This window comes from Ureibacillus endophyticus (assembly GCF_003628435.1).
GTDB lineage: Bacteria > Bacillota > Bacilli > Bacillales_A > Planococcaceae > Ureibacillus > Ureibacillus endophyticus.
Genome location: NZ_RBZN01000012.1, coordinates 51,822 through 73,172, shown reverse-complemented (window position 1 = coordinate 73,172; position 21,351 = coordinate 51,822). Strand labels below are relative to the sequence as shown.

At 36.9% G+C, this 21,351-nt stretch carries 15 protein-coding genes; 13 read left to right on the top strand and 2 right to left on the bottom strand.

All coding sequences use genetic code 11. From position 1 onward, the window contains the following. The first annotated feature begins 588 nt into the window (after positions 1-588). The 4 genes from D8M03_RS07065 to D8M03_RS07050 all read left to right on the top strand — a co-directional run bounded on the left by D8M03_RS07065 (position 589) and on the right by D8M03_RS07050 (position 4,985). Positions 589-1,782: an acyl-CoA dehydrogenase family protein gene (locus D8M03_RS07065; RefSeq protein ID WP_121214080.1), complete on the top strand. Its 1,194-nt coding sequence runs from the start codon at positions 589-591 to the stop codon at positions 1,780-1,782. A 213-nt stretch (positions 1,783-1,995) separates the two neighbouring features. Continuing rightward, positions 1,996-2,946 (top strand): FecCD family ABC transporter permease, encoded by a 951-nt coding sequence (locus tag D8M03_RS07060; RefSeq protein WP_301285966.1) that lies wholly within the window; start codon positions 1,996-1,998, stop codon positions 2,944-2,946. Between the two features lie 12 nt (positions 2,947-2,958). Next, positions 2,959-4,419 carry an adenosylcobinamide amidohydrolase gene (locus D8M03_RS07055; RefSeq protein WP_121214078.1) on the top strand — a complete coding sequence of 487 codons (1,461 nt, stop codon included), beginning with the start codon at positions 2,959-2,961 and terminating at the stop codon, positions 4,417-4,419. 5 nt (positions 4,420-4,424) lie between these two features. After that, complete coding sequence (locus D8M03_RS07050) at positions 4,425-4,985, top strand: cob(I)yrinic acid a,c-diamide adenosyltransferase (RefSeq protein ID WP_121214077.1); 561 nt, start codon at positions 4,425-4,427, stop codon at positions 4,983-4,985. A 364-nt stretch (positions 4,986-5,349) separates the two neighbouring features. On the opposite strand, the gene D8M03_RS07045 is transcribed toward D8M03_RS07050, so the two are convergent. Next, positions 5,350-5,856: an HXXEE domain-containing protein gene (locus tag D8M03_RS07045; RefSeq protein ID WP_121214076.1), complete on the bottom strand. Its 507-nt coding sequence runs from the start codon at positions 5,854-5,856 to the stop codon at positions 5,350-5,352. Positions 5,857-6,109: 253 nt separating this feature from the next. Here D8M03_RS07045 and D8M03_RS07040 point away from each other — a divergent pair, with 253 nt between their 5' ends. Then, on the top strand, positions 6,110-8,254 hold the full coding sequence (locus D8M03_RS07040; RefSeq protein WP_121214075.1) for a (Fe-S)-binding protein: 2,145 nt from the start codon (positions 6,110-6,112) through the stop codon (positions 8,252-8,254). A 41-nt stretch (positions 8,255-8,295) separates the two neighbouring features. Here D8M03_RS07040 and D8M03_RS07035 read toward each other — a convergent pair whose 3' ends face one another. Continuing rightward, the gene (locus D8M03_RS07035; protein ID WP_121214074.1) at positions 8,296-9,564 is read right to left on the bottom strand and encodes a hypothetical protein; all 1,269 of its coding nucleotides are present in this window, start codon (positions 9,562-9,564) and stop codon (positions 8,296-8,298) included. A gap of 255 nt (positions 9,565-9,819) precedes the next feature. Between D8M03_RS07035 and D8M03_RS07030 the strand changes: the two genes are divergently transcribed. The 8 genes from D8M03_RS07030 (at position 9,820) to D8M03_RS06995 (ending at position 21,292) form a co-directional block, all read left to right on the top strand. Next, complete coding sequence (locus D8M03_RS07030) at positions 9,820-11,013, top strand: acetyl-CoA C-acetyltransferase (RefSeq protein ID WP_121214073.1); 1,194 nt, start codon at positions 9,820-9,822, stop codon at positions 11,011-11,013. A 42-nt stretch (positions 11,014-11,055) separates the two neighbouring features. Then, positions 11,056-11,910, top strand: coding sequence for a 3-hydroxybutyryl-CoA dehydrogenase (locus D8M03_RS07025; RefSeq protein ID WP_121214072.1), 855 nt, complete (start codon positions 11,056-11,058; stop codon positions 11,908-11,910). A 12-nt stretch (positions 11,911-11,922) separates the two neighbouring features. After that, positions 11,923-13,059 carry an acyl-CoA dehydrogenase gene (locus D8M03_RS07020; RefSeq protein WP_121214071.1) on the top strand — a complete coding sequence of 379 codons (1,137 nt, stop codon included), beginning with the start codon at positions 11,923-11,925 and terminating at the stop codon, positions 13,057-13,059. A 38-nt stretch (positions 13,060-13,097) separates the two neighbouring features. After that, positions 13,098-14,237 (top strand): acyl-CoA dehydrogenase, encoded by a 1,140-nt coding sequence (locus D8M03_RS07015; RefSeq protein WP_121214070.1) that lies wholly within the window; start codon positions 13,098-13,100, stop codon positions 14,235-14,237. After that, positions 14,238-14,873 carry a TetR/AcrR family transcriptional regulator gene (locus D8M03_RS07010; protein WP_121214069.1) on the top strand — a complete coding sequence of 212 codons (636 nt, stop codon included), beginning with the start codon at positions 14,238-14,240 and terminating at the stop codon, positions 14,871-14,873. A gap of 116 nt (positions 14,874-14,989) precedes the next feature. Continuing rightward, on the top strand, positions 14,990-18,259 hold the full coding sequence (icmF, locus tag D8M03_RS07005) for a fused isobutyryl-CoA mutase/GTPase IcmF (RefSeq protein WP_121214068.1): 3,270 nt from the start codon (positions 14,990-14,992) through the stop codon (positions 18,257-18,259). Positions 18,260-18,778: 519 nt separating this feature from the next. After that, positions 18,779-19,345: a DNA-directed RNA polymerase subunit delta gene (gene rpoE, locus D8M03_RS07000; protein WP_211330875.1), complete on the top strand. Its 567-nt coding sequence runs from the start codon at positions 18,779-18,781 to the stop codon at positions 19,343-19,345. Positions 19,346-19,687: 342 nt separating this feature from the next. Next, a complete protein-coding gene (locus D8M03_RS06995) occupies positions 19,688-21,292 on the top strand; it encodes a CTP synthase (RefSeq protein ID WP_121214066.1) in 1,605 nt (534 codons plus the stop codon). The last annotated feature ends 59 nt before the right edge of the window (positions 21,293-21,351 follow it).

Genomic DNA, 21,351 nt, shown 5'->3' with positions numbered 1-21,351 from the left:
AGAAGAGAAATGCTCCTGCGGTGGTTGACACCATCCTCGTCGCAGAAGAGAAATGCTCCTGCGGTGGTTGACACCATCCTCGTCGCAGAAGAGAAATGCTCCTGCGGTGGTTGACACCATCCTCGTCGCAGAAGAGAAATGCTCCTGCGGTGGTTGACACCATCCTCGTCGCAGAAGAGAAATGCTCCTGCGGTGGTTGACACCATCCTCGTCGCAGAAGAGAAATGCTCCTGCGGTGGTTGACACCATCCTCGTCGCAGAAGAGAAATGCTCCTGCGGTGGTTGACACCATCCTCGTCGCAGAAGAGAAATGCTCCTGCGGTGGTTGACACCATCCTCGTCGCAGAAGAGAAATGCTCCTGCGGTGGTTGACACCATCTTCGTCGCAAAGTGTCAGTCTCAAAAATTACTTTTCAGACTGACACTTTTCTATGAGAAATTTTCAATTAAGTATTATAATTTTCATATAGTCCTTTGAAAACTTGAAATGTTGATTTAAAATTAAATCAGTTTATCTATTAACCTTCTTTTTTTAGTGGTTAAGTAGGGATTTGGGTAGATAATATTAAAAAGGAGGAGTATTTCCTCATGAAAGAATTATTTATAAAAACAGAACAACAGCGAGCTTGGCTAGAAAAGCTAGCTACATTAGAAGAGACGTTTAAAAATAATGCGCAAGTAATTGATGAACAATCAAGCTTTCCCCATCATCATATTAATGCACTACGTGAAATCGGTTATACAAAATTAACTTTACCAAAGGAACTTGGTGGAGAAGGATTTAACGTCTATGAAGCGATTGCACTACAAGAAACCCTTGGAAGCTATGATGGAAGCACAGCGCTAGCAACGGCTTGGACACTTCTTACAGTAGGTGAACTATTCGAAAATAAATATTGGGAAGCCTCAAAATTAAGCGAGTTTGCTAAAAAAGTAGAGCAAGGTGCCATTATTAACCGTGCAGTAAGTGAAGTTGCAACAGGAAGCCCAATCCGAGGTGGACGTCCAGGAACTTCAGCTAAAAAGACTAATGGTAAGTGGATTATTAATGGTCGTAAAAGTTATACAACAGGTTCCCCAGAATTAGATTACTTCTTAACATCTGCTTGGATTGAAGAAGAGGAGAAAATTGGTTTCTTCTTGATTCATAAAGATACAAAAGGATTATCGATTGATGAAACGTGGGACGTCATTGCAATGCGTGGTACAGGAAGTCATGATTTAGTGCTAGACAATGTTGTCGTTGATGAATCTGATTTAGTAGAAATACCAAATTACACTACAGGGTTTAAACTAAATGGTTGGTTATTACTAATTCCCGCTACATACTTAGGAATTGCACAAGCTGCAAGAGATTACGCGCTTTCATTTGCTAACACACATTCTCCAAATAGTATACAAGGAACAATTGCATCTTTACCCAATGTTCAAAGTTTAATTGGAGAAATTGAATTAGAATTGGCAAACGCACGATTTGCATTATACGGTGCTGCACAGAGTTATGTGGAATTAAAACAAAAGGAAGCAAATGGTCACGAGCTTTCAATAGAAGAAGGTACTATTATTGTAAATGCAGTAAACGTTGCAAAACATGTTGTAACAAATGCGGGGCTTAAAGTTGTTGATAAAGCGATGCGTGTTGTAGGCGCGAAAAGTTTACAACGGTCGAATCCATTGCAACGATATTATCGTGATATTCGTGCAGGTTTACATAACCCACCAATGGATGACCTAACAATTAAAAAGTTAGCAGATTTTGCACTGCAACAAAATGATAAATAGTGTTTAACAGTCCATTCCTGGGCTGTTTTTTTGTTAAAGGCAAATATCTTATAAGAAATAGCAAATAAGTCAATGGAAAAGGCAAATAACTCCTCCTAAAAAGCAAATAACTCAAGTAAATAAGCAAATAAAGTTTTCTTAAGGTAGGATATAATAAGTACATATTTGAGGTGGAATCATGTGAATAGATTAATAATTGCTTATATATCCTCAATGGTTGCCCTATTCGTTAGTATTTGGTTAGGGGTTTCGATTGGTTCGGTAGATGTACCGTTTTCAACATTTTGGGATGATACAAACGAGAGCCTTTATAACATACTTTGGACGATTCGTATGCCACGTGTTTTGTTAGCAGGTTTAGTGGGGGCTTCCCTTGCCATTGCTGGAGCAGCTTTTCAAGGGTTATTAAAAAATCCATTGGCAGATCCTTATACATTGGGCGTATCATCTGGTGCTTCCGTTGGGGCAGTAGCGACAATATTCTTCAGTATTTCCATTCCGTTCATTAGTAACTTTACGTTGCCGATTATTGGGATGGTGGGTGCGCTATTAACGATGGTTATTGTATTAACGTTTTCTCGATTAATTGATCGTTCAATGAAAATGGAGACGTTAATTCTTACTGGAGTTATTTTCAGTTCATTTTTAGGATCATGCATTTCCTTGATGATTGCATTAACGGGTGACCAGTTGCGCGAAATCATGAGTTGGCTTCTGGGAAGTGTGTCTATGCGCGGGTGGCCTTTTGTTAAAATGATTGTTCCTTTCGTAGCGATTGGTTCGATTCTATTATGGTTATACCGTCGTGAATTAAATGCTATGATGTACGGCGATGAACGAGCTATGGCTCTAGGAGTGAATGTGAAGCGAAGCAAGTACGCAATTTTAATAGGTGGTTCAATGTTAACAGGGGCAGCTGTAGCGGTTTCAGGGACAATTGGCTTTGTTGGTTTAGTTGTACCTCATATGACAAGGATGATGTGGGGAACAGATCATCGGCATTTATTACCTTTATCATTTTTAAATGGTGCAAGTCTATTAATAATTTGTGATTTAGTATCCCGCACAATTATTGCACCAGCTGAAATTCCAATAGGGGTTATTACAGCATTTATTGGAGCACCGGTATTTTCGTATATATTTTATAAACAACGTCGGAAGTAAGGGGGAGTCGTATTGCTACAAGTCAAGAATATATGTGGAGGGTACGGCACTACCCCAATTCTTAAGGACATCTCTTTTCAAGTAGGGAAGGGAACATTTTTAGGCATTCTAGGTCCGAATGGCTGTGGGAAATCTACATTATTAAAAATAATAAGTAGCATTCTAAAACCTTCATCAGGAAAAATATTAATAGATGATAAAGAGATAGAATCCTATTCAAATCGAGAACTAGCTAAAAAAATGACCGTTCTTCCTCAACTGCAGGGAACAATCTTTTCTAATACGGTTCGTGAAACGGTGTCGATTGGACGATATCCTCATCAAAAGGGATTTTTCTCGCAATGGTCAAAGGAAGATGAACAAGCTGTTAATCAGGCAATGTTGCAAACCGGTGTGAAACGGTATGAAAATTCATATTTGGAAAACTTATCTGGTGGAGAACGGCAACGTGTATTTATTGCACAGGCTTTAGCGCAAAGTTCACAATTAGTACTTCTAGATGAACCAACAAATCATCTTGATATTGCCCATCAGCAACAAATTCTCGACATGATTAGAAAAGAAGTAACAGAGCATGGATTAACGGTTGTTTCAGTACTGCATGATATTAATTTAGCAGCATTGTACTGTGATGAATTATTACTGATGGAAAATGGACAAGTACGTGCATTTGGTAAACCCCATGAAGTAGTTTTGGAAAAAGAAATTGAAGATGTTTATGATGCGCAAATCTCTTTACAAGCCCATCCAGAACAACCGAAACCACAAATTACAATTTTGCCTGAAATCCAAGAACCATTGAAAGATAAAAGAATTACACGAAATCATATACAAATCAAAAGTGAGTATGTTGAATTAAGGTCACAATTTCCATTAAGGGTGTTGTCATCTGCTGTTCATAATGCAGGGCTTGGGTGGTACGAAAATTTCATCAATCGTACAGTTAAACCGGACTACAACATTGAGCATGTACAAGAAGAATTTATACAATTTTTAAATAAGGAAGGCTTATCGCCAACAAATACTGTAGGCATGATGACGGCTGTAGAATCAAGTAAAGCCATCATTAAACAATATAACGCCTCTTTTGGAGAAGTGATTGTCATTGTTACTGCTGGTATTGGTGGAGCTATTGATGTTTCGAAGACGTATGAACGGGAATTTCCAATAAGAGTTGGTACAATTAATATATGGGTTATTGTCAATGCAAAACTATCTGACGAAGCGTTTGTGCAGGCAATGATGACCGCAACCGAAGCAAAAGTAAAAGCATTACATTCTGAACAAGTAGTGGATGTTCAAACAAAAACAATCGCAACCGGTACACCAACAGATAGCTTGCTCATTGCAGCGACGCAAACCGGAGACTACATGCAATATGGTGGCCCAATTACACCAGTTGGGAAAATAGTTGGTCGCGGTGTATTTGAGGCGACGATTGAGGCAATTCGAAATTATAGAAAAGGGGATTGAGGAAGATGAAGCTATATACGAAAACAGGGGATAAGGGAAAAACAAGTTTAATGGGAGGACGTGTAAGTAAAGACGACTTACGTGTTGAAGCTTATGGGACAATTGATGAATTAAATTCATTCATCGGAAAAGCGGTAACAGAGCTAGATTCACAGAAGTTTAAAGATATTTTAGCTGACCTAGAGACAATTCAAAACGAATTGTTTGATTGCGGTGGAGATTTAGCCAATGTCATGAAAGAGCGAAAATATAAACTACAAGAAGCATCAATTGAAGTGTTAGAAAAAAGAATTGATGCACTAACAGATGAAGTCCCACCATTAAAACGTTTTATTTTACCAGGAGGAACACCAGCTGCTGCAACGCTACACATTGCACGTACAGTAACACGCCGAGCAGAACGTCAAGTAGTATCTCTAATGAATGCAGAAGAGGATGTACCCGCTATTGTTCAAAAATATCTAAACCGTTTATCGGACTACTTCTTCGCTGTTGCAAGAGCTGTGAATTTCAGACTAGGTGTATCGGATGTTGAGTACATTCGTAGTGGGGATGTATTTAAATAAGAAACCTGTGGAAAAGGCAATCATGATTATTACTTCATGTTGCCTTTTCTTAAAACGTTGTTCTCCGTTTCGGCTGACGCTTTTCGCGGGCACGGCTTCAGCTAATTTTTTTCGCGTGGTCGCGAAAAAAATAGATCTTCCGCTCGTGCTGTTCCCGCAGAAGTCGCAGCCTCCACTATGAACAACTAATTTGGTTCTTAAATTTAGGACTATTAATAAAATTCTACTTTAAGTTGTTTCAAAACATCCCTCAACAACAATGTTTTTTCTCTTCATATAAAATTAAAAGACAAAACAACGGGATAACAGAAGTTTACAATCTCCTTGTTTTGTTTCAACCAAACTACTTCTGTTCCAAGCCCTTTTAAATTACCTTTTTCCCTAACCAATGGGCAAATAACAAAATTGGTGCAATTAAAATCGTAAATGGTAAACAAATAAAAATAGTCTTCCAATTTATAAGCTGGTTAGAAAATAGTTTGCAGTAAAGGATTATGCTATACGGAATGAGTATTACAATTGATGTCACAACTCCTGGTGTAATTGAGCGCAAAATAATCGATTGCCCAATATGCATAAAACTATGTAGAAAAAATACTAATGTCATAATTATAAACATATATAAATTATTAAATTGAACTGCTATAAAAGTAGAGCTTGCAACAAATAAAAACATAATAAGCACGGCTACTGCAAATTGTGCGGTTGTCATTGTAAATTGCTTCATTACTTGGTCTGCTAGTCGTTTCGGAAGTACTTTATAAATTTTTGATGAATTGTTTTTTATCCAACTTTCAACCATTATAATTTCTTCAAAGTCATGGAAAATAAATGCAATCACAAATAACCACATTAATGTCTCTATATCCATCAAATCACTCCAATCCTTATATTTCCATTTTACAATACTTAATGCTGCATAATCTTAAAAACGAACATTTTCCAGCTAAATTCACATTAATTGTAGAAAAATTTAGTGTCATAAATATACGAACGTTGACTGAATGTTCATTCATATTTTAAAATTGTTGTACAACTGAGAAATAATAACAGTTTGATACAAGTATCATATTTTTGAGTTCGTCAATTTTTTAAAGTGGTAACTTTCAAAGGGGGAGAGGGTTATGAATCCATTATTAATTGCAAACTGGGTATTCTTTATAGCTGTGATATTGTATGCTGTCGGATTATTTGTTTATTTATTAAAAACACGAGCAGCCTATGTAAAGCTAGGAAAGAAAGAACAATTTAATGATAGTGTGAAAGAGCGCCTAGAAAAAATTTGGGTTAATGTGTTTGGACAATCAAAACTCTTAAAAGACAAAAAAAGCGGAATTATCCACGTTTTATTTTTCTACGGATTTATCCTCGTTCAACTTGGCGCGATTGATTTCATTTGGAAAGGGTTAGCACCTGGATCTCATTTACCTTTTGGACCGCTTTATGTGGTATTTACTTTATTTGAAGAGATAGTTGCTGTTGTTATTTTAATTGCTGTATTTGCTGCCTTTTACCGACGCTATATTGAAAAACTTGTTCGTCTTAAACGAGGTTGGAAAAATGGGCTAGTTTTATTATTCATCGGTGGATTAATGGTAACAACATTAATTGGAAATGGTATGGGGATTTTATGGCATGAGCACGGCTTTACAGGAAGTGAACCAATTGCATCAAGTATTGCTACGATTTTTGGCTTCCTATCACCTAATGCAGCAACGGGTGTATTTTATGTAATGTGGTGGGCACACTTACTTATTTTACTAACATTCCTAGTTTATGTACCACAGTCAAAGCACTTCCACTTAATCACAGGGCCAGTAAACGTATATTTCCATCGGTTAGATCGTGCTGGTACGCTTAGACCGATTAATTTCGAGGCACTTGAAGAAATGGATGAAGAAGAGCCATCGTTTGGTGTGGGTAAAATTACAGATTTTACTCAAAAGCAACTTCTTGATTTATATGCCTGTGTTGAATGTGGTCGTTGTACAAATATGTGTCCCGCAACGGGTACAGGAAAAATGCTCTCTCCAATGGATTTGATTGTGAAACTTCGTGATCATCTAACAAATACAGGTGCTGTAGTTACGAAGCAAAAGCCTTGGGTACCTGCATTTGCGTTCAGCAAGACTAAGGGCAATCAATTAGCAATGGCTGCAGGTGCAGAAGGAGCTGTAATAGAAGATATTTATAGCCCATCATTAATTGGTGAGGTAATAACAGAAGAAGAGATTTGGGCATGTACGACTTGTCGTAACTGTGAAGATCAATGTCCTGTAATGAATGAACATGTAGATAAAATTATTGACCTTCGTCGCTATTTAACGATGACAGAGGGAAAGGTAAATAGTGATGCACAACGCGCGATGAACAATATCGAACGTCAAGGTAATCCGTGGGGGCTAAACCGTAAAGAGAAAGAAAATTGGCGCGAACTCGACCCAAGTGTAAATATTCCAACTGTAAAAGAAGCCAAAAAGTCAGGTGAAGGATTTGAATATTTATTCTGGGTTGGTTCGATGGGTTCCTTTGATAGTCGTTCACAAAAAATTGCTTTATCCTTTGCAAGGTTAATGAATAAGGCAGGAGTTAAATTTGCAATTCTTGGGAATAAAGAGAAAAACTCTGGTGATACACCACGTCGCTTAGGAAATGAATTTTTATTCCAAGAACTAGCTACTGCAAATATTGATGAGTTCGAAAAAAATGAAGTAAAGAAAATCGTTACAATCGACCCGCACGCATATAACATTTTCAAAAATGAGTATAAAGATTTTGGGTGGGAAGGCGAAGTTTATCATCATACAGAATTACTGTATGAATTAATTAACGAAGGTCGCTTAACGTTGGATCACCGAGTAGAAGAAACAATTGTATTCCACGATTCTTGTTATTTAGGACGTTATAATGATGTCTACGATGCACCACGAGAAATTTTAAAAGCAATCCCAGGTGTAAACCTCGTTGAAATGGAAAGGAACCGTGAAATAGCAATGTGTTGTGGAGCAGGTGGTGGTTTAATGTGGATGGAAGAACATATCGGAAACCGTATTAACGTAGCTCGCACAGAACAAGCATTAGCAACAAGTGCATCTGTAATATCTTCAGGATGTCCATATTGCTTAACAATGTTATCTGATGGTACGAAAGCAAAAGAAGTGGAAGATCAAGTAGGTACATTCGATATCGCAGAATTGTTAGAGCGTTCCGTTTTTGGAGAAGAGACAGTGGAAGAATCTCCTTCAAATGAAAATTCTATTTCTGAGTAAGGAAAAGACTAAGTCGCAATCGGCTTAGTCTTTTTACATGATTATTTAACTGAACTTAAATTAATTAACTTTGCAATCTTCTTACCAGATTTCGTTTCAATAACTAATGCATTGTCACCAATGGATACAGGAGTTTCAGTAGAAGTTACAACGGCTTTACCTGTTTTTAAATTCATGATCGTATTCGTTAAACTTAAACCATATCGTTCTTTTGTATCAAAAACATAATATGGGAAAATATCAGAAGTATATTGTAATTTATTTTTTGCATTATAAAAATGGATTTTACCATTTAAATACAGGCTGTATAGGTTGTTAGTTAACTTCCATACAAGTGGTGTATCATTTGTCACGATTGTTTCTTCTGTAAAGTTATCTAAATTAATAAAATGATAACTTCCATGCTCCTCAGATGCAGAATGGAAAATTAATTGATTGCCTATAAATATAGGTTCATTAAGAATTTCGTTTGAGATTGCTTCAGGTAGCTCCATGTAGTCTACTACTTTTCCTTTTGAATTGATCTTAACTAAACGTTGATTCCCTTCGCCTCTATTATTTTTTCGTAATAACGTATAAAAATGATTGTTATATTTCGTAATTACTAGGCTTGAAAAACTATAGCGAAAACCATTCTGTACATCTGGTATTGTATTTAGATCTACCTTTATTCGATACTTTGGTTGTTCTTGATACGTTAAATTTTCCATCGTAATAGTAGGTGATTCAGGATAATAAAGACTATATTTTTCTCCAGGAACTTTACTTTCTGGAATATCAGTTAATCGTCCTTTACTATCTGCTGTCATATATACAAAATAGGCGTCTCTTTTGTTTGTACCCAATTCTTGAGTACTGCCACCAAATGCAAATATTTTTTGGTCAACTTTAGATTTGTTAATTTCGAAAGTAATAAATTTTAAATTTGAAGGTCTAGGTTTTGAATAAACTTCTTTAAAATTTTCATCATAAATTGTTGCTAATTTCATATGATGGTGAAGGATATATGCTTTACCATTTACATCAAAAAGAAAAAGCTTCCCACCAGACAATTTAGAAACCTGTTTAACTTTCTTCGTTTTATTATTAACTTTAAAAATTTCATATTGGTTCACATTATTTTTTCTTGTATATGTAGTTAGTAATGTTTCATTTTTTGATGTTGTTGCACCTTGTAATAGCATGGATTTGTTTCCTAGATTCTGTTGCCAAATGACTTCAGGAGAATTTGCTGAAGAATGGGGTAATGGAATAGTAAATATTAAGGCGATTGAGGTTAAAATTAATAGTATAAATTTCTTAATTTTCATCGTGATTTCACTCCTTTTATACTAATATAATAAATCTGCTTCCTATATTTTTCAATACAGTCTGAATCTTACTAATAATCTAGAAGTCAGAAAAATAGGAATTGAATAAAAAAGGAAGTTTCTGTACAATGGATATAAGCAGAAATTGGGAGTTAAAATGACTCCCATTTTTACTGAAGTGGGATTGAGCGAGCGTTCGGTCAATTAAAATAACAGAATAATAGAAACTTAATATCACATAAAGGGGATGGGGATTTGAGTAAAACAGTTATTTTAGATGGAGCAAGAACACCATTTGGTAAATTTGGTGGTACGTTATCAAGTTTAACAGCAAGTGATCTTGGTGGAAAAGCGATTGCGGCAGCTTTAGAAAGAGCGCAAATTAAGCCAGAAGAAGTGAATGAAGTCATTATGGGAACTGTCCTACAAGCAGGGCAAGGCCAAATTCCTTCACGACAAGCTGCAACAAAAGCAGGGATTCCGTATTCAGTAAAAACAGAAACGATTAATAAAGTTTGTGCTTCGGGCATGAGAAGTGTCACTTTAGCCGACCAATTGATTCGCCTTGGGGAAGAAGAAGTGATTGTGGCTGGTGGAATGGAGTCCATGTCAAATGCTCCGTACTATTTACCAAAAGGACGTTGGGGTTTACGTATGGGGGATGCACAACTTGTTGATGGAATGATTTATGATGGTCTTTCATGTGCGTTCCATCCAGATCAAGTTCACATGGGGACATACGGCAACTCAACAGCAAGTGAATTTAACTTAACTCGCCAAGCGCAAGATGAATGGGCTGTTCGTAGTCACCAACTTGCTTTTAAAGCAATCGAAGAAGGTAAACTTGCAGAAGAAGTTGTTTCAGTGGAGATCAAAGGACGTAAAGGGGAAGTTTCACTTGTCGTTGAAGACGAAGCGCCTCGAAAAGATACAACTTTGGAAGCGTTGTCAAAGCTTCGTCCAGCATTTGATCGAGATGGGACAATAACTGCAGGAAATGCCCCAGGTGTAAATGATGGTGCATGTGCCCTTGTATTAATGAGTGAAGACAAGGCACAAAAAGAAGGTCGCACGCCTTTAGCAACAATTTTAGGTCATGCAGAAGTTGGCGTTGAACCAAAAGATTTCCCTCAAACACCAGGGATCGTTATTAATGAATTATTAAAGAAAACAGGTAAATCAGTTGAAGATATAGACTTATTTGAAATTAACGAAGCTTTTGCAGCAGTTGCTCTAGTAAGTAACCAAATTGCAGGACTAGATTCAGAGAAAGTGAACGTAAACGGGGGAGCAGTTGCACTAGGACATCCGATTGGTGCATCTGGCGCAAGAATTATTTTAACCCTTGCTTATGAGTTACGCCGTCGTGGTGGTGGTATTGGAATTGCTGCAATTTGTTCAGGTGGTGGCCAAGGGGATGCCATCATGATTGAAGTACCGAAAAATTAGTATATGAAATGTCACAGTTCAAACAAAATGGGGGATTTATATATGACAATTCAAAAAGTGATGGTCGTTGGAGCAGGGCAAATGGGATCAGGCATTGCCCAAGTTTGTGCACAAGCAGGCTTTGACGTAACACTAAATGATATAAAAGAAGAGTTTGTACAAAGAGGTTTGGGTGTAATTACAAAAAATCTTTCTCGGGATGTGGAAAAGGGGCGTAAAACTGAGGAAGAAAAGCAAACGATTTTAAACCGAATTACTTCTTCGGTAGATTTAAAAGATGCTCATGATGCGGACATTATTATTGAAGCAGCCACTGAAAATATGGATATCAAGCAATCTATTTTTAGAGAGTTAGATGCAATCGCTCCTAAACATGCGATTCTAGCTTCTAATACTTCATCTCTACCAATTACAGAGATTGCAGCAGTAACTGAGCGACCTGAACAAGTGATTGGAATGCACTTTATGAATCCAGTACCGGTCATGAAACTAGTGGAGATTATTCGTGGTCTTGCAACAGCTGATGAAGTATACAAAGCTGTAGAAGAAATGACGGTGAAGTTAAGTAAAACACCAGTTGAAGTGAATGACTTCCCAGGTTTTATTTCGAATCGTATTCTGCTTCCGATGATTAATGAAGCAATTTACGCGTTATATGAAGGGGTAGCAACAAAAGAAGCAATTGATGATGTTATGAAGCTTGGGATGAATCATCCAATGGGTCCATTAACATTAGCAGACTTTATCGGGTTAGATACATGTTTATATATTATGGAAATCTTGCATGAAGGTTTAGGAGATAGCAAATATCGTCCATGTCCACTGCTTCGTAAATATGTAGCGGCAGGATGGTTAGGCAAAAAGACAGGCAGAGGATTTTACATCTACGAAGACTAAGGAGCGATTTGCATGAATCTCAACTTTTCCGAAGAACAAGTAATGGTCCAGAATATGGTTCGTCAGTTTGCTGAAACGGAGATTGCACCATTTGTTGAAAAAATGGAAGAAGGCGAGTTTCCTCGAGAGATTTTAAAAAAAATGGGCGAACTTGGTTTAATGGGGATGACTACTCCCGAAAGCTTAGGTGGCGCAGGGATGGACTTTACTTCTTACATCATAGCAATTAATGAGATTTCTAAAATTAGTGCAACAGTCGGTGTTATTTTATCTGTTCATACATCAGTAGGAACGAATCCAATTTTGTATTTTGGAACAGAAGAACAAAAGCAAAAGTATGTTCCGAAACTTGCAAGTGGTGAGTACTTGGGAGCGTTTTGTTTAACAGAGCCTGAAGCAGGGTCCGATGCAGGGGCGTTGAAAACAAGAGCCGTCAAAAAAGATGATCATTATGTTTTAAACGGATCTAAAGTGTTTATTACAAATGGCGGGGAAGCAGATGTGTATATTGTTTTTGCTTCCACATCTCCTGAGAAAGGGTCAAAAGGAATTTCCGCATTTATTGTAGAGAAAAACACTCCAGGACTAATGATTGGTAAAAACGAACATAAAATGGGGCTTCATGGGTCGAAAACAGTACAACTTACTTTTGAAAATATGAAAGTGCCTGCTGAGAATTTACTAGGTACGGAGGATGCAGGATTCAAAATCGCACTTGCAAACCTGAATGCAGGGCGTATTGGTATTGCAGCTCAAGCACTTGGTATTGCCGAAGCAGCTTTAAACGCAGCAACAAAATATGCGAAAGAGCGAGTTCAATTTGGTAAACCAATTGTAGCAAATCAAGGGGTTGGATTTAAGTTAGCAGATATGGCGACAAGTGTTGAAGCAGCAAGATTACTCGTGTATCGAGCTGCCGATATGCAATCTCGTGGAATACCAATTACAAAAGAAGCATCTATGGCAAAACTCTTTGCCTCTCGCACAGCTGTAGAAGTATCAACAGAAGCTGTTCAAATTTTTGGTGGCTATGGCTATACAAAGGATTATCCTGTAGAACGTTACTTCCGAGATGCAAAAGTAACCGAAATATATGAAGGTACAAGTGAAATTCAAAAAATCGTAATAAGTAAAGCGTATCTGGTTTAAACGTGTGTACCAGGTACATCACAATAGGGGGATGTAAAATGAATTTTCAATTATCAGAAGAGCATGAGCAATTAAGAGAAATGATTCGTGATTTTGCCGTTAATGAAGTGGCACCATCAGCAGCAGAACGTGATGAAAATGAAACATTTGATATGGAAATTTGGCACAAGATGGCTGAACTAGGTCTTACGGGTATTCCTTGGCCAGAAGAATATGGTGGAGCAGGGTTTGATTATTTAGCTTATTGTATCGCAGTAGAAGAGCTTTCCCGTGTCTGTGCGTCAACAGGGGTAACGCTTTCTGCCCATACATCACTAGCTGGTTGGCCAGTTTATAAATTTGGTACAGAAGAACAAAAGCAAAAATATTTACGCCCAATGGCAGAAGGTAAGAAAATCGGGGCGTACTGTTTAACAGAACCTGGTTCAGGTAGTGATGCAGGAGGAATGAGAACGACTGCAAAACTAGAAGGTGATGAATACGTTTTAAATGGTTCTAAAATCTTCATTACAAACGGAGGAATTGCGGACACTTATATCGTATTTGCCGTAACTGATCCAGAATCAAAACATAAAGGAACAAGTGCGTTTATTGTTGAATCTAGTTTCCCAGGCTTTGGTGTAGGGAAAAAAGAGAAAAAGATGGGGATCCGATCATCTCCTACAGCTGAAATTATTTTCGATAATTGCCGAGTTCCAAAAGAAAACCTTCTTGGAAGCGAGGGAGAAGGTTTCAAAATCGCGATGCAAACATTGGATGGCGGACGTAACGGAATTGCAGCTCAAGCAGTAGGTATTGCCCAAGGAGCTTTAGATGCAGCAATTGACTATTCAAAACAACGCGTTCAATTCGGTAAACCAATCGTAGCGAACCAAGGAGTATCATTCAAATTAGCGGATATGGCGACAGCTGTTGAAGCTTCAAGACTATTAACTTACCAAGCAGCTTGGTTAGAGTCTAATAACTTACCATACGGAAAAGCATCTGCAATGGCGAAATTAATGGCGGGCGATACAGCGATGTCTGTTACAACGGAAGCTGTACAAATTTTCGGTGGCTATGGCTATACAAAAGAATACCCAGTGGAACGTTATATGCGTGATGCAAAAATCACACAAATTTACGAGGGTACGCAAGAGATTCAGCGCCTAGTTATCTCGCGTATGTTAACGAAATAGATGTTAGAAAACGAAGAAAAAATTTTAGTTCAAACTAACGTGAAAGATGAAAACCTGATTGAAATAAGGCGCAAACAAATCGTGAGCGGAGCAGTGAAATTATTTAGAGAAAAAGGTTTTCATCGGGCAACAACGCGGGAAATTGCAAAAGCGGCTGGATTTAGCATTGGAACATTATATGAATATATTCGTACGAAAGAAGATGTTCTCTACTTAGTGTGCGATAACATTTATGATCAAGTGATTCAGCGTCTTTCTACAATTTCAACAAGTAAAGGGACGTTAGAGGAATTAAAATTAGCAATCAAGCAATACTTTTCGTTGATTGATAGCATGGTAGATGAATTTACAATCATGTATCAAGAAACAAAATCACTTCCAAAAGATAAGCAACAATATATATTGCAAAAAGAATTGGAAATGGTATCACTATTTGAAAAAATTATCAAAAACTGTGTTCAATCTGGGGAACTGACTATCTCCAATCAAGAAATTTATTTGGCAGCAAATTTACTAGTCGTCCAAGGTCAGGCATGGGCGTTCCGTAAATGGGCACTCCAAAAGCATTTTACGATTGAAGAATATACAGAAGCACAAATAACAATGTGCTTATCAGGACTATTGCATTATGAGTGAAGGGGGAACATCGCTAAAGAGCATACGTAAATTTGCGTTGCATTTTGGCGGTGTTTTTCATTTCTAAAAGGCTAGATGGGAAAATAACATTTGTTCATTGAAAAGGGGTATATCAAATGGTGAAAGTAGATGAAAAGAAACAACAATCTCATATTTACAGACCACAACATCACGTTCGTTTTGTAACAGCTTCAAGTTTATTTGATGGACACGATGTTTCAATAAATATAATGCGCCGTATTTTACAAGCAAGTGGTGCAGAAGTCATTCATTTAGGTCATAATCGCTCTGTTGAAGAAGTGGTCAATGCAGCGATTCAAGAAGATGCTCAAGGTATTGCTATTTCCTCCTATCAAGGCGGGCATATGGAATACTTTAAATATATGTATGATTTATTGTTAGAAAAAGGGGCACCACATATTAAAATTTACGGTGGTGGTGGTGGAGTTATCCTTCCACGTGAGATTGAAGAATTGCATGATTACGGTATTGCGGGCATTTTCTCGCCAGAAGATGGTATGAAACTAGGGTTACAAGGGATGATTAATAAGCAATTAGAAGGAGCAGATTTTTCAACCCTAAAAGGAAACTACTTAGAAAAATTAGAACGACTATCCACTGAAACACCTGAAATTTTAGCAAACTTAATTACTGCTGCTGAAATTGGTGGAGATGGTGAAGTGACGTATTTACTTGAAGAAGCGCGCAAAAAATCAAAAAACACTCCTGTATTAGGTATTACGGGTACTGGTGGAGCAGGTAAATCTTCGTTAACAGATGAATTAATCCATCGTTTCTTGCGTGAATTCCCTGACAAAAAAGTAGCCATCATTTCAGTAGACCCTACTAAACAAAAAACGGGTGGCGCACTGCTTGGCGACCGTATCCGTATGAATGCAATTTTCAATAATCGTGTTTATATGAGAAGTTTAGCGACGAGAGGATCGAGAACGGAACTATCTTCGGCGACTGGGGATGTCCTTGATATTGTAAAAGCAGCTGGCTACGACCTTATCATTGTAGAAACAAGCGGTATTGGTCAAGGCGATGCGGAAATCACAAAATATACAGATCTTTCGATGTATGTAATGACAAGTGAGTTTGGTGCACCAACGCAACTTGAAAAAATCGACATGATTGACTATGCAGACTTAATTGCCATCAATAAATTTGAAAGAAAAGGTTCCGAGGATGCCCTTCGCCAAGTTCAAAAGCAATACCAACGCTCTCATGAATTGTGGAATGAACCTTTAGATAAAATGCCTGTTTATGGTACGATTGCTAGTCAATTTAATGACAAAGGGACAAATTCATTATTTGCTGCACTTGTTGCAAAAATCAACGAGAAGTTTGGATTTAATTGGAAAACTTCCTATGAGCAGTTTGTTCAAACTCAAAAGCAGGATGTCATCATTCCAAATGATCGCCGCTATTACCTGCGTGAAATTGTTGATACAGTAAGAAATTATCACAAACATGCGGCACATCAAGTAGAGCTAGCAAGAAAACTATATCAACTAGAAGGTACGATTTCGCAAGTTCAGCAAAACTCACCAGAGGATGCTTTATTACAATCTTTACAATCTCTTGCCGATAGTGTGAAAAACGAATTATCAGCAGAATCTAAACGTATTTTAAATAACTGGGAGAAATTAAAAGAAGCGTATTCTGGGGATGAATTCGTTACAAAAGTTCGAGATAAAGAGATTCGTACAATTTTAAAAACAACATCTTTATCAGGGACAAAAATTCCAAAAGTGGTCCTTCCAAAATATAAAGATTACGGGGAAATCTTAAGATGGGTTTATGCTGAAAATGTACCAGGTGAATTTCCGTATACTGCTGGCGTATTTCCATTTAAACGCCAAGGTGAAGATCCGAAACGTCAATTCGCTGGGGAAGGTACACCTGAACGAACAAATAAACGATTCCATTACTTATCAAAGGATGATGATGCAAAACGATTATCAACAGCCTTTGATTCTGTAACATTATATGGAGAAGACCCTGATTACCGTCCAGATATTTATGGGAAAGTCGGGGAGTCTGGGGTTAGTGTTTGTACTCTTGATGATATGAAGAAACTATATTCCGGATTTGATTTATGTGCACCATCTACGTCTGTTTCTATGACTATCAATGGACCTGCACCAATTATTTTAGCGATGTTTTTAAATACAGCGATTGATCAACAAGTGAAAAAACGTGAACAAGAACTAGGTCGTACGCTTACAGTCGAGGAATTTACTCAAGTACGTGAGCAAACATTGCAAATTGTGCGCGGAACTGTTCAGGCAGACATTTTAAAAGAAGACCAAGGTCAAAATACGTGCATATTCTCTACTGAATTTGCTCTTAGAATGATGGGGGATATTCAAGCATACTTTATCGACCATAAAGTACGAAATTATTATTCTGTTTCTATTTCCGGTTATCATATTGCAGAAGCTGGGGCGAACCCAATTTCGCAACTAGCGTTCACGTTAGCGAATGGATTTACTTACGTAGAGTATTATTTAAGTCGTGGTATGAAAATTGATGATTTTGCACCAAATCTTTCGTTCTTCTTCTCGAATGGTTTAGACCCAGAATATACAGTAATCGGTCGTGTTGCTCGTCGTATTTGGGCAATCGTTATGCGCGATAAGTATGGTGCAAATGAGCGTTCTCAAAAATTGAAATATCATATTCAAACATCTGGTCGTTCATTACATGCACAAGAGATTGACTTTAATGATATTCGTACAACGCTTCAAGCATTAATGGCACTACAAGATAATTGTAATTCACTTCATACAAATGCATATGATGAAGCAATTACAACACCAACAGAGGAATCCGTTCGCCGCGCAATGGCGATTCAAATGATTATTACAAAGGAACATGGATTATCGAAGAATGAAAATCCATTACAAGGTTCCTTCATTGTTGAAGAATTAACAGATTTAGTGGAGCAAGCGGTTTTAGAGGAGTTTGAACGACTTAATGATCGTGGTGGCGTGCTAGGTGCAATGGAGACACAATATCAGCGCGGAAAAATTCAGGAAGAGTCCATGTATTATGAGCATCTAAAGCATACTGGTGAATTGCCAATCATTGGCGTAAATACTTATTTGAACCCTAATCCACCTTCAGCTGATGAAATTAATAATATGGAAATCGCCCGAGCAACAAAAGAAGAGAAGGAATTGCAAATTAAAAATTTACAGGAATTCCAAAAACGTAATGAGGCAAACTGTTCTACTGCATTAGAAAAATTAAAACAAACAGCCCTTTCTGGAGGGAATATTTTTGCAGAATTAATGGAAACAGTGAAAGTTGCGAGTCTTGGGCAAATAACGCGAGCGTTATATGAAGTTGGTGGGCAATATAGAAGAAATATGTAAATATGATTAATTATAAAGCGCTTGCAAATGAGTATAGTTCAATTGTGCAAGCGCTCCTTTTTGTTAAAAAAGTTTTTTCTCACAATACTGAAATTACCTTTTTTAAGCAAATTTCTACTCACTTAATAAATATTTTACTGAAATTATAATTTTAAGGAGAATGTGGCATGCTGTTTAGTAGCAATTTTTAGTTTTTTTGTCTAAATTTTAGCTATAATATATTGTACAGAAAGGAAGTTTTGCACTTTGATTAAACAATATTATCATTACATTTTTATACTTTCTTGTTTACTGGCAACTTTCTTTTTGTATAATAAACAGTTAGGTTCTATACCATTACTGATATTATCAGGTTTTTTATTTTACTTAGGGTTTAAAGAAGTTTATAAAATAAAAAAACAGTAAATGAAACTAGCATAGTGTATAGTACTTTGTATATAATGGATATTATGCTTAAGATATGTAGAATCGCAAAACAAGAATATGCGAAATTGTATTGATAGAAAGGACGTGCACGAGTTGAATATTCGTGAATTGACAAAAGAACAATTAGCAGAAGAATCGTTAATTGACTTAGCCTACGCAGTATTAGAAGAGAGAAAATCACCGATTGCATTCCATGACTTACTTAAAGTAATCCAATCTTTAAACGGTCTTTCAGATGAAGAAATCCAAGCACGCCTTGTACAGTTTTATACTGATATGAATATTGATGGACGTTTCCTTCTAAACCATGAAAACGGCTGGGGCCTACGTGAGTGGTATAAAGTTGAAACAATCGAAGAAGAAACAGCTCCAACAGTAAAAGCTCGTAAACGTAAATCTAAAGCAGTTGATGAAGAAGAAGAAGAATTAATTGTTGATGAAGACGATTTAGTATTCGAGGAAGACTTCGAAGAGTTTGTTGACGAAGAAGAAATCGATGAATTAGATGATGAAGAAGATTTAGAATTTGTTGAAGAAGAAATTGATGATCTTGACGATGTCGATGCAGACATTGACGATGAAATCATTGAGGACGATGAGGAATTCATTATTGAAGATGATGAAGAAACAGAAGAAATTGAGGAAGAGGAAGAAGAATAATATAAAAGTGTTAGATTTTGCCGCTAGATAAGCAGAAACACCATTTTATTTTTCGATACTCAATTTAAAAGGGCTTGACTTCTCCTATTTTTCAATATACTCTTTTACTTGGGCTCCTTAAAAAAGGAGATTGACCGTGATAAATTCACGCTCCCTCTGCTATTTGCAGAAGGAGCGTTTTTTATTTTGAATAAGAAAAACAGAATAGACCATTAAAAACGTATAGGTTTAAATATCCGGTGGAATGTTTTTATAGAGATATAAAAATTTTGATTAGAAACCACGGAAATGTTCTGTCTTTCGAAAAATGTGTAATAGTAGTATTGAGGAGGAAAATTTGCAATGACAAAGTATATTTTTGTAACAGGTGGAGTAGTTTCTTCACTTGGAAAAGGGATCGTCGCTTCATCTTTAGGACGATTATTAAAAAATCGTGGATTAGAAGTAACAATTCAAAAATTTGACCCTTATTTAAATATAGATCCAGGTACAATGAGTCCTTACCAACATGGTGAAGTATTCGTAACAGATGATGGCGCAGAAGCTGACTTAGACTTAGGACACTATGAACGCTTTATTGATATCAATTTAGGTAAACATTCTACTGTAACTTCAGGGCGTGTATATAAATCTGTTTTAGCAAAAGAACGCCGTGGTGATTATAACGGTAAAACGGTGCAAGTTATTCCTCATGTTACAAATGAAATAAAAGACCGTATTCAACGTGCAGGACGTGAAACAAACGCTGATATCGTAATTACAGAAGTAGGCGGAACAGTTGGGGATATCGAATCTCTACCATTCCTTGAAGCAATTCGCCAAATGAAATCAGATCTTGGTCACAATAATGTTATGTATGTTCACTGTACATTAATTCCTTACATTGCTGCTGCTGGTGAATTAAAAACTAAACCAACGCAACACTCTGTAAAAGAATTACGTTCATTAGGAATTCAACCTAATATTATTGTTGTACGTACTGAGCAACCAGTATCTCAAGAAATGCGCGAAAAATTAGCTTTATTCTGTGACGTAACGGCACGTGATATCATTGAATCTCGTGATGCAGAGCATTTATATGAAATTCCGTTAAACTTACATGCTCAAGATTTTGACGATATCGTTTTAGAACATTTCCGTATTGAAGCGCCAGAAGCAGACATGTCTGACTGGAAAGAACTTGTTCATAAAGTAAAAAATCTTCGAAATAAAACTCGTATTGCTTTAGTAGGGAAATATGTAGAACTACAAGATGCTTATATTTCAGTAGTAGAAGCTTTAAAACATGCAGGATATGTATATGATTCTGATATCGAAGTAGATTGGATTAACGCAGAACATGTGACTACTGAAAATGTTGGAGAGTTATTAAAAGATGCAGCTGGTATTTTAGTTCCTGGTGGTTTTGGTGATCGTGGGATTGAGGGAAAAATCGCTGCTATCCAATATGCTCGTGAAAACGATGTACCATTCTTAGGAATTTGTTTAGGTATGCAGTTAGCAACAATCGAATTTGCTCGTAATGTTTTAGGACTTGAAGGAGCACATTCTACTGAATTAAACAAAGAAACACCTTACCCAATTATCGACTTCTTACCAGATCAAAGTGATGATATCGATTTAGGTGGTACATTACGTTTAGGATTATATCCATGTAAATTAAAAGAAGGTTCACGTGCAATGGCGGCATATGATGATGAATTAATTTACGAACGTCATCGTCACCGTTACGAATTCAACAACGAATACCGTGAAGCAATGGAAGCAGAAGGGTTAGTATTCTCTGGTACAAGCCCTGATAATCGTTTAGTGGAAATTATTGAATTACCGGAGAAAAAATTCTTCGTGGCATGTCAATTCCACCCAGAATTCATCTCACGTCCACAACGCCCACAACCATTATTCCGTGAGTTCGTAGGAGCAGCATTTAATAACAATAACTGTTAATAAACAAAAAGGACTGTCATTTGGAGACAGTCCTTTTTTAAATATTACTAAATTTAATT

Excerpts from the sequence above, each read along its gene's own strand:
- D8M03_RS07065 (WP_121214080.1), top strand. The coding sequence starts at position 589 with ATGAAAGAATTATTTATAAAAACAGAACAACAGCGAGCTTGGCTAGAA.
- D8M03_RS07060 (WP_301285966.1), top strand. The coding sequence starts at position 1,996 with ATGGTTGCCCTATTCGTTAGTATTTGGTTAGGGGTTTCGATTGGTTCG.
- D8M03_RS07050 (WP_121214077.1), top strand. The coding sequence starts at position 4,425 with ATGAAGCTATATACGAAAACAGGGGATAAGGGAAAAACAAGTTTAATG.
- D8M03_RS07045 (WP_121214076.1), bottom strand. The coding sequence starts at position 5,856 with ATGGATATAGAGACATTAATGTGGTTATTTGTGATTGCATTTATTTTC.
- D8M03_RS07040 (WP_121214075.1), top strand. The coding sequence starts at position 6,110 with ATGAATCCATTATTAATTGCAAACTGGGTATTCTTTATAGCTGTGATA.
- D8M03_RS07035 (WP_121214074.1), bottom strand. The coding sequence starts at position 9,564 with ATGAAAATTAAGAAATTTATACTATTAATTTTAACCTCAATCGCCTTA.
- D8M03_RS07025 (WP_121214072.1), top strand. The coding sequence starts at position 11,056 with ATGACAATTCAAAAAGTGATGGTCGTTGGAGCAGGGCAAATGGGATCA.
- D8M03_RS07020 (WP_121214071.1), top strand. The coding sequence starts at position 11,923 with ATGAATCTCAACTTTTCCGAAGAACAAGTAATGGTCCAGAATATGGTT.
- D8M03_RS07015 (WP_121214070.1), top strand. The coding sequence starts at position 13,098 with ATGAATTTTCAATTATCAGAAGAGCATGAGCAATTAAGAGAAATGATT.
- D8M03_RS07010 (WP_121214069.1), top strand. The coding sequence starts at position 14,238 with ATGTTAGAAAACGAAGAAAAAATTTTAGTTCAAACTAACGTGAAAGAT.
- icmF (WP_121214068.1), top strand. The coding sequence starts at position 14,990 with ATGGTGAAAGTAGATGAAAAGAAACAACAATCTCATATTTACAGACCA.
- D8M03_RS06995 (WP_121214066.1), top strand. The coding sequence starts at position 19,688 with ATGACAAAGTATATTTTTGTAACAGGTGGAGTAGTTTCTTCACTTGGA.